The sequence below is a fragment of the Flavobacterium resistens genome, assembly GCF_900182645.1.
GTDB lineage: Bacteria > Bacteroidota > Bacteroidia > Flavobacteriales > Flavobacteriaceae > Flavobacterium > Flavobacterium resistens.
In genome coordinates this window covers 1,052,487-1,064,901 of the sequence record NZ_FXTA01000001.1, presented here as the reverse complement: position 1 = coordinate 1,064,901, position 12,415 = coordinate 1,052,487, and the positions used below count along the sequence as shown (strand labels likewise).

At 33.5% G+C, this 12,415-nt stretch carries 13 protein-coding genes; 8 read left to right on the top strand and 5 right to left on the bottom strand.

Annotated features, from left to right (window positions below):
* The first annotated feature begins 28 nt into the window (after nt 1–28).
* Genes mnmA through FN795_RS04615 form a run of 4 tightly spaced genes read left to right on the top strand, consistent with a single transcriptional unit; the run spans nt 29 to nt 4,250 of the window.
* Complete coding sequence (mnmA, locus tag FN795_RS04630) at nt 29–1,216, top strand: tRNA 2-thiouridine(34) synthase MnmA (RefSeq protein ID WP_142449579.1); 1,188 nt, start codon at nt 29–31, stop codon at nt 1,214–1,216.
* Nucleotides 1,217–1,261: 45 nt separating this feature from the next.
* Nucleotides 1,262–2,863, top strand: a complete 1,602-nt coding sequence (locus FN795_RS04625) for a S8 family serine peptidase (RefSeq protein WP_142449578.1) — start codon at nt 1,262–1,264, stop codon at nt 2,861–2,863.
* A gap of 11 nt (nt 2,864–2,874) precedes the next feature.
* Nucleotides 2,875–3,819: an NAD(P)H-dependent flavin oxidoreductase gene (locus tag FN795_RS04620; protein ID WP_142449577.1), complete on the top strand. Its 945-nt coding sequence runs from the start codon at nt 2,875–2,877 to the stop codon at nt 3,817–3,819.
* Nucleotides 3,820–3,839: 20 nt separating this feature from the next.
* A complete protein-coding gene (locus FN795_RS04615; protein WP_035648834.1) occupies nt 3,840–4,250 on the top strand; it encodes a hypothetical protein in 411 nt (136 codons plus the stop codon).
* Nucleotides 4,251–4,390: 140 nt separating this feature from the next.
* Here FN795_RS04615 and FN795_RS04610 read toward each other — a convergent pair whose 3' ends face one another.
* Nucleotides 4,391–4,828 (bottom strand): DUF4268 domain-containing protein, encoded by a 438-nt coding sequence (locus tag FN795_RS04610; protein ID WP_035648832.1) that lies wholly within the window; start codon nt 4,826–4,828, stop codon nt 4,391–4,393.
* Between the two features lie 91 nt (nt 4,829–4,919).
* On the opposite strand from FN795_RS04610, the gene FN795_RS04605 reads away from it, so the two are divergent.
* Entirely contained in the window at nt 4,920–5,570 is a 651-nt protein-coding gene (locus FN795_RS04605; protein ID WP_142449576.1) for an NUDIX hydrolase, read from the top strand.
* Nucleotides 5,571–5,696: 126 nt separating this feature from the next.
* Nucleotides 5,697–6,506, top strand: a complete 810-nt coding sequence (locus tag FN795_RS04600; RefSeq protein WP_035648828.1) for a lysophospholipid acyltransferase family protein — start codon at nt 5,697–5,699, stop codon at nt 6,504–6,506.
* A gap of 103 nt (nt 6,507–6,609) precedes the next feature.
* On the opposite strand, the gene FN795_RS04595 is transcribed toward FN795_RS04600, so the two are convergent.
* The 3 genes from FN795_RS04595 to FN795_RS04585 are packed head-to-tail and all read right to left on the bottom strand — an operon-like array spanning nt 6,610 to nt 8,849.
* Complete coding sequence (locus FN795_RS04595) at nt 6,610–7,242, bottom strand: hypothetical protein (RefSeq protein ID WP_142449575.1); 633 nt, start codon at nt 7,240–7,242, stop codon at nt 6,610–6,612.
* A gap of 8 nt (nt 7,243–7,250) precedes the next feature.
* The gene (locus tag FN795_RS04590) at nt 7,251–7,745 is read right to left on the bottom strand and encodes an RNA polymerase sigma factor (protein ID WP_035648824.1); all 495 of its coding nucleotides are present in this window, start codon (nt 7,743–7,745) and stop codon (nt 7,251–7,253) included.
* Nucleotides 7,746–7,787: 42 nt separating this feature from the next.
* Nucleotides 7,788–8,849, bottom strand: a complete 1,062-nt coding sequence (locus FN795_RS04585) for a DUF3810 domain-containing protein (protein WP_142449574.1) — start codon at nt 8,847–8,849, stop codon at nt 7,788–7,790.
* A 197-nt stretch (nt 8,850–9,046) separates the two neighbouring features.
* On the opposite strand from FN795_RS04585, the gene FN795_RS04580 reads away from it, so the two are divergent.
* Nucleotides 9,047–10,507 carry an aminoacyl-histidine dipeptidase gene (locus FN795_RS04580; RefSeq protein WP_142449573.1) on the top strand — a complete coding sequence of 487 codons (1,461 nt, stop codon included), beginning with the start codon at nt 9,047–9,049 and terminating at the stop codon, nt 10,505–10,507.
* 253 nt (nt 10,508–10,760) lie between these two features.
* Here FN795_RS04580 and FN795_RS04570 read toward each other — a convergent pair whose 3' ends face one another.
* Complete coding sequence (locus FN795_RS04570; protein WP_142449571.1) at nt 10,761–11,327, bottom strand: hypothetical protein; 567 nt, start codon at nt 11,325–11,327, stop codon at nt 10,761–10,763.
* 137 nt (nt 11,328–11,464) lie between these two features.
* On the opposite strand from FN795_RS04570, the gene FN795_RS04565 reads away from it, so the two are divergent.
* On the top strand, nt 11,465–12,355 hold the full coding sequence (locus FN795_RS04565; protein WP_142449570.1) for a winged helix-turn-helix domain-containing protein: 891 nt from the start codon (nt 11,465–11,467) through the stop codon (nt 12,353–12,355).
* Nucleotides 12,356–12,415 lie beyond the last annotated feature (60 nt).

Here is a 12,415-nt window from a genome sequence, read left to right as displayed (position 1 = left end):
ACCCTTGTAAAAATATAAACGATTTAGAATGAAACGTGTAGTTGTTGGACTTTCTGGTGGAGTAGATTCTAGTGTTGCTGCTTACTTATTGCAGCAACAAGGATACGAAGTTATTGGCCTTTTTATGAAAAACTGGCATGATGATTCAGTTACTATTTCTAACGAATGTCCTTGGTTAGAAGATAGTAATGATGCTTTATTAGTAGCAGAAAAACTTGGAATACCGTTTCAGACTGTTGATTTAAGCGAGGAATACAAAGAAAAAATCGTTGATTATATGTTCAACGAATACGAAAAGGGAAGAACTCCAAATCCTGACGTGCTTTGTAACCGCGAAATCAAATTTGATGTTTTCATGAAAATTGCCTTAAGTCTAGGTGCTGATTATGTGGCAACTGGACATTATTGTCAAAAAAATGAAATTGAAGTTGATGGCAGACCTGTTTATCAATTAATTGCAGGAAATGACATTAATAAAGATCAATCGTATTTTTTATGTCAGTTGTCGCAAGAGCAATTGTCAAAAGCATTGTTTCCAATTGGAGCTTTAACTAAACCAGAAGTACGAGAAATTGCTGCTGAAATGGAATTGGTAACCGCTGAAAAGAAAGATTCACAAGGATTATGTTTTATCGGGAAAGTTCGTTTGCCGGAATTTTTGCAACAGAAATTACAGCCAAAAGATGGCAAAATCGTTCAGATTGATAAAAATGACCCGATTTATGAAGTTGAAGATATTTCTGGATTATCTTTAGAAGAGCAATTAAAAATCGAATCTAGAAAACTGAATTATCTGCCAACAATGGGCAAAATAGTTGGAAAACATCAAGGTGCTCATTATTTTACTGTAGGACAAAGAAAAGGGTTAAATGTTGGAGGAACCACAGATCCTTTATTTGTAATTGCTACTGATGTTGATACAAATACCATTTATACAGGTTTATCGAGTAATCATCCAGGTTTATTTAAAAAAGCATTATTTGTTGGAAATTCTGAAATTCACTGGGTTAGAGAAGACATGACTTTAAAACCAGGTGAAACAAAAGAAGTAATGGCAAGAATCCGTTATCGTCAGCCTTTGCAAAAAGCTATTTTGTATCAATTTGAAGACGGAATGTATGTTCGTTTTGATGAACCTCAATCTGCGATTACTGAAGGCCAATTTGTTGCATGGTATTTAGATAATGAATTAGTTGGTTCGGGAGTAATTTCTTAGCTTTATACTTTTTTACAGGGATTTTCCCTTTTTAAAAAGTAGGCTATGAAATACTGTTTCACCTTTTTTCTATTACTTTTTTTTTCTGTGATGTTTTCGCAAGAAGATGCATGGGTTTATTTTAAAGATAAACCGAGTTCGCAATCCTTTTTAGACAAACCTTCTGATATGCTGACACAGCGTTCTTTAGCTCGAAGAACAGCTCAAAATATTGCTTTAGATATTGCCGATGTTCCTGTTGAAAAAAGTTATATTTCACAAATAAAATCAAGCACAGGAATTACGGTTTTGGCTAAATCAAAATGGCTGAATGCGCTTCATATACGAGGAACTCAAACTAATGTTTCGGTACTTAAATCATTATCATTTGTTGATAAAATAGTTTTCACAAATAAAACGCTGAATACAGGAAAAAAGGTTAATCAAAATAGCACCGTTCAAACAAAAAATAAGCTTAAAACGACTATTGATTATGCGTATGGAAATTCGGCAAATCAAATCCAGATGCTTAATGGACAGGCTTTACATAAGCAAAATTACACCGGATCAGGAAAAATTATTGCGGTTTTAGATGCTGGTTTTCCTGGTGTGAATACAGCTCAGCCTTTTCAGAATCTTCAAACAAATAACAGAATTTTAGGCGGATACGATTTCGTTAATAGAAATACCAATTTTTATACTGGCGATGATCACGGAACTTTAGTACTTTCGACAATGGGCGGCTATAAAGAGAATTCTTTAGTTGGTACAGCACCAGATGCTTCCTATTATTTATTTATAACTGAAAATGATGCATCAGAAAATCCTATTGAAGAATCGCTTTGGGTTGAAGCTGCTGAAATAGCAGACAGTCTTGGAGTTGATATTATTACAACTTCTTTAGGTTATTTTGAATTTGATAAAGCCGGTGAAAGTCATACATACAGTGATATGAATGGTAGTACAACTTTTATTTCAAGAGGGGCAGAAATCGCCTTCAATAAAGGAATGATTATATTGGCTTCGGCAGGAAATGAGGGAAGAACTCCCGAACCGCATATTGGCGCTCCGGCCGATGCAGTTTCAGTGCTAGCTATTGGTTCAGTCACTGCGGCAAAAGTAAAATCTGATTTCAGTTCTATTGGACCAAGTTTTGACAATCGGGTAAAACCAGATATTATGGCGCAGGGAAGCGCAACAACAGTTTCGGATGCTTCTGGAAATATTGGCACTGCAGACGGAACCTCTTTTTCATGTCCTGTTATGGCAGGAATGGTTGCATGTCTTTGGCAAGCGTTTCCAACAAAAACAAACAAAGAAATCAGGCAAATGATTTTAGAATCATCTGATCGTTATACGGCTCCAAATTTTAATTACGGTTACGGAATTCCAAATTTTGGCGCTAATTTAGGCATTAATGATTTTGTCATAAATTCGACTTTTTCAGTATTTCCGAATCCAGCAAAAACAGTAATTTCGTTTTCATTTCCTGAGGAAAATTACAGTGCTTCAGTTGCAATTTTTTCGGTTTTAGGCCAAAAAGTAATTGAAAAACAAATTACAAATCAAAATCCATTTCTTTCTGTAGAAACATTAAACAGCGGTCTTTATTTTTATACTTTTGATGCCGATGGTTTACATAAAACAGGAAAAATAATCAAACAATAATAGCATATTGCATGAATAAAATTACGCAGCTTTTTAATATAAAATATCCAATAATACAAGGCGGGATGATTTGGAACAGCGGTTACAAACTAGCTTCTGCGGTAAGTAATTCGGGAGGTTTAGGCCTTATTGGCGCTGGATCAATGTATCCGGAAGTTTTGAGAGAACATATTCAAAAATGCAAAAAAGCTACTGATAAACCTTTTGGAGTCAATATCCCGATGTTATATCCTAACATTGAAGAAATTATGAATATAGTTGTGGAAGAAGGCGTGAAAATTGTTTTTACTTCGGCTGGAAATCCTAAAACATGGACTTCATTTTTGAAAGAAAAAGGGATTACGGTTGTTCATGTGGTCAGCAGCAGTGCTTTTGCTTTGAAAGCTCAAGATGCTGGCGTTGATGCTGTTGTAGCTGAAGGTTTTGAAGCAGGAGGACATAACGGGCGTGATGAAACAACAACATTAACGTTGATTCCGATGGTGAGGGAAAAAATCCAAATTCCGCTTATCGCAGCGGGTGGAATTGCAACCGGAAGAGGAATGTTAGCAGCGATGATTCTTGGTGCCGATGGCGTTCAGATAGGAAGTCGTTTTGCAGCATCATTTGAATCTTCAGCCCACAATAATTTTAAAGAAACGATAGTTAATATCAAAGAAGGTGATACTCATTTAACTTTGAAAGAATTAGCTCCTGTACGATTGGTAAAAAATAAATTTTATCATGACGTTCAGGCTTTATATGAAAAATGTCCATCTAAAGAAGAATTGGTTCAGCTTTTGGGCAGAGCCAGAGCCAAAAAAGGAATGTTTGAAGGAGATCTTGAAGAAGGCGAGCTTGAAATTGGACAAATTGCAGGACTTATTCATGAAATCTTGCCTGTTGAGCAAATTATGCAGCAAATGATAGCTGAATTTGATGCTGCATCCAAAGAAAAGTCTAAATTTGAATTTTAATTACCTGTAAGAAATATTTCATGAATTTTATTCGCATCTCTATATTGCTATTGTTTTTTGGTTTTGGACTGCAAGAAGCTCAAAGTCAGTCGTATAATTTTAAGACATCTGGTTTTAGTGTTTTAGAGAAAAATCAAAAAGGAAAGTGGGGCGAATGGTCTAACCTGGATTTGGTAAACCTGAGTGTTGTTTTAGATACAAATAAACACAGAATTGTAGTTTATTCTCAAGAGATTCAGCTTTTCAATATTTTGGATTACATCGAAAGAGAAGAAAATGACACTGATATTGTCTATTCTTTCATGTGTAAAGACAATGACGGAAAAGAATGCAAACTTTCAATTATTACCCGTAAAAAACAAGATTTCCGAAAACAACTTTATATCAATTACGACGATCATATTATTGTTTATAATATTTTTAGTGTGTAATTAGATTTTAAGGTGCTAAGGTTCTGAGATACTGAGGGACTAAGTTTTTTTGAACTTAAATTAAATAATAAACCCGACAGATTTAAAAAACCTGTCGGGTTTGCTATATAAATTACTTAGTACCTTAGCATCTTAGAACCTTAGTTTTCAATATCCTTAATAAACTCATCATACTCCAAATAAAACATTTCCAGAGCGTGCATGTTTTCGTTGAAGAAATCAAAAATCGCATCCCAGTTATTTCGATTGCTAAAACCAACTCCTAGTTTTTCAACCCAGATTCGGCTGATGGTTTTGCCACTTTCCAGCGTGTAATTTTTTTCGAAAACCAAATCTTTGATAAATTCTTCTTCCAGAATATTTTTTAGCGCTTCAATCTTTTCAAAATAGGCAGTTCGTTTTTCATCACTTCGGTGTTCGATGTCAATTAAAACTTGTGCTTTTTTATTATCTACAAAAAACTTAAAAGAGAAGTCTTTGATTTTTGTATCATAAAGAACCCATTTTCTCGGATACTTTTCTGCAAAAGCTACCCAAAATTCTCTTTTTATTCGTTGTGATTCTTCTCTGCTGTACATTATTTATGGCTTTGTCTTAGAAAATTTGTAGAACCGCATTTTCTAGAGTATATTTATATTTTATTTGAAAGTACAAAAATAAACTTTGAATATGGATTTTCAAGATTTTTTGCAATATGTTCCTAATTTAATTCCTGTTGAACTGCCAGCGACGACATCGCATATAAAAATGGCACCCAAAGAACGAATGCAAGAGCTTAAAAATCTTGATTTAAGCGCTAAAAACCCAAGGATTGCTGCTGTTATGATGTTGTTTTATCCTAAAAATGGAGAAACACATTTAGTTTTGATCGTTCGAAATGCATACAATGGAGTGCATTCTTCACAAATTGCATTCCCAGGTGGAAAATATGAAATTTCAGATTTTGATTTTAAAGATACCGCTCTCAGGGAAACCAATGAAGAAATTGGTGTTCTTCCTGAAAAAATAGAAGTTGTAAAACACTTTACCCCAATGTACATTCCGCCAAGTAATTTTTTAGTGCATCCTTATATGGGAATTGCAAAAGAAGAGCTTTCATTTTATCCGGATATTCGGGAAGTTGCTGATATTATTGAGTTGCCTTTGTCTGTTTTTTTAAATGATGAAATTATTATTGAAGCCACATTGTCAACTTCTTATGCAATAAATGCCTTGGTTCCGGCTTTTAGTATTCAAAATCACGTTGTTTGGGGCGCGACAGCGATGATATTAAGTGAGCTGAGAGACGTTCTGAAAAGTGTTTTAGACGAAAATTCGTAAAAATGAAAAATTAACGATTTGATATTCATTATTATAACGATTTATTTCCGAAATTGCTTTATAGTATTGCTAAAAGAATAATTTTTGTATGTTTGCGAACTAACAAAAAAAATACAATAAACAGCTATGGGATTGTTTAAACGAAATCCTTTTGGACATATTTTATTCATCAAGAAATGGTTAATCCGTGTCTTGGGAGCCATGACGCACCGCAGATACAGAGGATTTAATGAATTGCAGATTGAAGGATCTGAAATTATTAAAACATTGCCTGATACAAATGTGCTGTTTATTTCCAATCATCAAACTTATTTTGCTGATGTTGTGGCAATGTTTCATGTCTTTAACGCAAGTTTAAGCGGACGTCAAGATACTATTAAGAACATTGGTTATTTGTGGCAGCCAAAAATGAACATTTATTATGTCGCTGCCAAAGAAACAATGCAAGCAGGTTTGTTGCCAAGAATTCTTGCTTATGTTGGAGCAATTACGGTTGAAAGAACATGGCGTTCAAAAGGCGTAGATGTTACTGAAAAAAGAGATGTAAATCCAAACGATACTGAAAATATCAGAATTGCACTTGAAGATGGCTGGGTAATTACTTTTCCGCAAGGAACCACAAAGTCTTTTAAGCCTGTTCGTAAAGGAACTGCACATATTATCAAACAGCATAAACCAATTGTAATTCCTATTGTTATTGACGGTTTCCGACGATCATTTGATAAAAAAGGTCTGCGAATGAAGAAAAAAGGAATTCTACAGTCTTTCATTATCAAAGAACCTCTTGATATTGATTATGAAAATGATACAATTGAAGAAATTGTTGAAAAAGTAGAATACGCAATCGAACAACATCCATCATTCTTAAAAGTTATTCCAGCCGAAGAAATCAAAGCGCAAGAAGAACTTAACAGATTAAGACAATGGGAATACTAAGAAGTTTAGTTTTTTAGAGTTTCAAGTTTCAAGTTTCAAGTTTGAAAAAACTTAGAATCTAGCACCTTAGAGCCTTAGCACCTTAGAACCTTAGTATCTTGAATTAGAAATCAATTTTCTTCAACTCTTTATAATTCGAATACAATCTTCGTAATAAAGTTCCGTACAATAATCTGTAAATACACCAGAATAAACCCAATATTCCTAATATTATGAGAAATAAAATTCCGACAGTAAAAAACATTGTTTTCCCGCTTTCGGCAAGTTGTTCTCTAAAAAATGCCATATCTGGATTGTAAACAAAAGCAATAAAGTAGCTTAAAATAGTTATTAAAACTAGCATTCCAAGATTATACCATACATAATACTGAACTGTTTTTCGAGTTCTTAAAATCGCACCCATGAGAGATTTCGTCGCTACTGTAGTTGAGATTGTTTTATAGTTTTTATAAAAAATAACGATAAAAACCAGAACAACTACGTAGTTAAAATAGGTAAGTATTTCCATGGCTAGGACAATCTCTGGATGATTCATTTTTTGTAATAAATCATCGGTATTGATGAATAAATTTGAGAAAGTCCAAAAGCATACTTCCAAAATACTGATAATCAAAATCCACTTCACAATGGAAGATGATTTTTTGTGAATCATTTTGTAGATTTCTTTTTCAGAAATTTGCTCAAAAGAATCCGAGTTCTTTTTCCAGTCTTTTTTTAATAAATCCAGTTCTTTCATAATAATTTTTAAGGATTTAGTATTTTTTTAAGTTTCCCTTTAATTCTGTTCATTTTCACGCGCGCATTCACTTCACTGATTCCTAAGGTTTCAGCTATTTCTTGATAATCTTTGTCTTCTAAATACATAAAAACTAATGCTTTTTCGATGTCGTTGAGCTGATAAACAGCTTTATACATCAATTTAATCTGTTCTTCCTCTTCATAATTGTAATCAACATCTTTTACAAAATGCTGATGACTTTCATATTCAATAGTCGATATTGTTCGTTTGGTTTTTCGGTATAAGGTAATTGCAGTATTTAAAGCAACACGGTAGGTCCAGGTCGAAAATTTACTGTCGCCTCTAAATTTTGGATAAGCTTTCCAGAGCTGAATGGTAATTTCCTGAAACAAGTCTTTATGAGCATCTTCACCAGCAGTATATAATCTACAAATTTTGTGGATTATATTCTGATTTGCCTGCAATTGCGCAACAAATGACTGTTCTAGATTTTCGCTCATATAAGTATTAGTAGTTATGAAATCATTTTTGTTACAGTTGGATCAAAATTTTCTCGTTTTATAATAATTTATCATCAAGTCAATAAACTTGCTGTAACTTTCCATTCCGTCTTTTTGATTATTGGTTTTTAAGAAATTATCCCATAAAAAATGAAAACCTTTATCAATAAATGTGTCATATTTTTTCCAGAAATCCTGACTTTCCTGATAGTTTTTTAAGATTCCGATATGAACTGATTTCTTCAATTCGTTAAAAACTTTTTCGTTTTTAAATTGCCAGATTCCAAGACAATAACGCAAAGCGAAGCTATATCCTGAATATTGATAATAAAGATTGTCGTTTTTAACCGAGGCTAAAACACCAATAAAATTGCATTCGTTTTCACTGGCAAAACCAATTTGATGGGCCATTTCGTGTGAAGTTGTTATTGGGAAATTATACATTGGCAGCAAATCATTTACTTGAGCCTCATTTGTAAACGGATTCAAATAACCGCCAAATCCCATATAAGTAAGAGGAACGCTGAATAAAGATTTTTTGACGCTCAATGTTTCATATTTAAAATAAGGATGTTCTTTAGCCAAGTTATTATAACCATTTAAAATCATGTGAAATGATTCTTTTTGAGAATATGGAAAAACTACTTTTGAACTATCGTTTTTTGTAATTTGAAACTGAATTTCATTCGTTTTTGCAATCAATCTTTTTGTAAAAGCTAAAAGTTCAGCATCAGAATATTCTCTTTTGATTTCCATTTTTTCGAAAAGCGGTTCACGATAATAATTGAAAGCCCAAAGCACGTGGAAGAGGAAATAAAAAATAGAAATTTTGCCTAAGATTTTCAATAGATGATCTTTCCAATTAGTTTTCCAACTTTTTCTGATTTTCCAAAACCAACTGATAATCGAAAGAATTAATAAAGCATAAATACAATCTCCAACAGAGAACGGAACTTTACCTAAAAGTGTTCTTAAAAAATGTGAAATTCGAACAAATAAATTGTTGCTGTAAAATCCTTCGACATAATCTGGGAAGTATTGCAGAATTTTTAAAAAGATAATCTGAACTAAAAGAAATAGAGGTAGAATATATTTTGATTTCACAGTATATTTTTTGGATACGTAAATATAAATACAATTAAAAAAAGTTTGCCACGAATTCCACAAATTTTCACTAATTGCTGATTTGTTTAATTTTAGAGCCATTATAATTTGTGCTAATTCGTGCAATTTGTGGCGAAAAAAGCATTTAAACTTTGTAACTTTGGGACTCTTAATTGTTAAACTTCAAACAAAATATAATGAGTCAGGAAATTAGAAATCTGGAGCCAAAAGCACTTTGGAACAAATTCGCAGATTTAAATGCTGTTCCGCGTCCGTCAAAAAAAGAAGAACGTGTTATCGAGTTTATGAAAAACTTTGGAAACAGTTTAGGTTTAGAAACTTTTGAAGATGAAATCAGAAATGTAATCATCAGAAAACCTGCAACTCCAGGAATGGAAAACCGTAAACCAATCGTAATGCAGGGACACCTTGATATGGTGCACCAAAAAAATGCAGATACTGTTTTTGATTTTGATACGCAAGGAATCGACATGTATGTAGATGGTGATTGGGTTCGCGCGCGAGGAACAACTCTTGGAGCTGACAATGGGTTAGGAGTAGCGACAATTATGGCTATTTTAGAGAGTACAGCTATTCCGCATCCGGCAATTGAAGCTTTGTTTACAATTGATGAAGAAACTGGAATGACAGGTGCTTTAAACCTAAAAGGAGGAATTCTTCAAGGTCAGATTTTATTGAATCTGGATACTGAAGAAGATGACGAAATTGATATTGGATGTGCTGGTGGAATTGACGTTACTGCAACAAGAACGTATCACGAAGAAGAAGTCCCGGAAGGATCTGTTGGATATACGATTACAGTAAAAGGCTTAAACGGAGGGCATTCAGGAATGGATATTCACAAAGGTTTAGGAAATGCTAACAAAATAATGAACCGTTTGTTGTTTGATGCTTTTGAAAACTTCGGTTTGCAGATCGTTGAAGTTAACGGAGGAAGTTTAAGAAATGCGATTCCGAGAGAAAGTGTTGCTAAAGTAATTATTTCTCAAATGTTTGATGAAGCTTATGTGTACGATATGCAAGAAATAATTGCTGATATCAAAGCGGAATACAAAACAACTGAACCGAACTTATCGATTGAAATCGTAAAAGGTGATTTACCTGAAAAAGTAATGGATTTAGGAGTTCAGGAAGGAATTATCAGAGCCATTTACGCAGCACACAATGGCGTTTACAGAATGAGCGCTGATATGGCCGATTTGGTTGAAACTTCGAATAATATTGCTCGTGTTGTTATTAAAGACGGAGAAGTGTTAATTGGATGTTTGACACGTTCGTCTGTTGAATCTTCAAAATTTGATTTGGCTAATTCTTTGCGATCGGCTTTTGAATTAGTAGGTTGCGAAGTTGAACTTACAGGTTCTTACCCAGGATGGACGCCAAACGTAAATTCTGAAATCTTAGAAGTTTTAAAAGAGATCTACGAAAAACAAAATGGAGAACAGCCAAAAGTTGTAGCTTGTCACGCTGGTTTAGAGTGCGGAATTTTAGGAACAAATTATCCAGATATGGATATGATTTCTTTTGGTCCAACTATTCACGGAGCCCATTCTCCAGACGAAAGAGCAAGTATTTCATCTGCTCAAAAATATTGGAAATTTGTATTGGAAATTCTTTCGAATATTCCGGTTAAATAAAGTTCTCAGTTTTTAGTCGCAGTTTTCAGTTTCCTTTGAGATTGAAAACTGCGACTGAAAACTAATTAATCCCTTTTAGGAGAATTTTTCTTTTCTCTTTTTTCTTCTTTCTTCTCTTTTGCCGTTTTTAACGGTTCTTTTTTTACTGTTTTTTTAGCATCTTGACCTTTTGACATGATTTGCTTGTATTAGAGTTAATTACAAGTAAATATAGTGTTTTATGGTATGTAAATGTATTTCATGATTTATTTACTTAACAACCATCTTTGCTAGGTTCACGCATATAAATTGTTTTATTATCTCGTTCTACATAGTCACCCATTATTATTGGGTATGAATATTTTGGCGCTTGCGATATGTGATGACTTCTTATAATTATTTTGTCGTTAACTTTTAGTGTATGCAATTGCTCAAAACCGTTGTTGAAATTAAACATATTCTCACCAGACTTTTCTGGTCCAAAAGCAAGAATATAATCGTCACTATTAATCCTCACCATCATACCGAAACCTAACCTTGCGCCAGCCGGAAGAGAAAGAGAGGTTACAACTGCTTCCATATTGGTATAATTCTTAATGGATTTGCTTATTTTAATAGCACTGTTATGTACTTTCTGACCCGCCTCAGAGGCTTCCCATTTTTTGTACATTATACCATCAGGTGTAGCTTCCCATTTTTTTAATGCAGCTTTCCTTTCTGCAACAGAGAGAGGTTTTGAGATTGTATTTTTAATGGTTTCATTTTTAATTTTACGATTAGCAAATACCACTCCGCTTACTACAACCAATAATAAGATCAGCAAATAAATGATTTTTTTCATGTTTTTTGATGTTTTAATTAATACTCTAATTTTATCTCTTTTTAAAGTTTATGAAGCAAATTACTTTATTATTTTGCGGATTATGAGCTTAAAATTGTAAATAAAAATGTAAACTTTGTAAATAAAAACTTGATACTATGTTTAATAGCAGAAATTTACTTTCAGGAAAACGCAAATACGTGTTGGGATTGTTATTTCTCTCCTTTATCTGTGTAATCTGTGCTGCTTTTAGCGGTAAGGATAGTGATGACTTTGACTATGCCAGAAGAGAAATTTTGCTCCGCAGAATTGGACATGAAATATTGCTACAGTCGGGCGATAGTATTTCAAGAGTGCTGCCTGTGAAAAAAATCGCAGAAAATGAGTATCTGATTAGTTTTGAGAATGACTTTACTTTTCAACCGGACAGTTTAATGGCTGCGACGAGTCGTTTTTTGGACAACTCCCCGTTTGGAAGTAATTATATTGTTAAGGTTCTGAACTGTAACGATTCAAGTATAGCTTATGGATATGCCATATCCAAAAACAAGAAAGATAATATTATAGCCTGTATAGGAAGAAAGCAGCCCAAAGCTTGTTATATGATTAATATTAAGTTTGAATCAACAAGCATAAATATAGTTAAGAATGGATATCTTCTGGGTGGTCTGTCTTTTTTAGGATTTTTAGGTTTTATTCTTTTGAGATCTTTTAAGCCGCAAAAGGCTTTATCTTATAATGAACATAAAGACAGTATCGTTTTGGGCTCGGCGTTGTTTGATGCGATGAACAAGAAACTTTTTGTAAACGGAAAGCCAATTGACTTAACTGGAACGGAAACCCGTTTACTGCTCATTTTTGCATTGTCTCCCAACGAGATTATAGAAAAAAACCGTATTCAGAAAGAAATATGGGAAGATGAAGGTGTTATCGTGGGACGTAGTCTGGATATGTTCATATCAAAACTTAGAAAAAAACTGGAATTTGATCCTAATCTAAAAATTGTTGTTGTGCGTGGGAAAGGGTATAGGCTTGAAATCAGCGCTTAATAAAAAATACAATTATAACTTTGATTGAGCCTAAAATTCAAATCTTGCAAAAATCGCTGT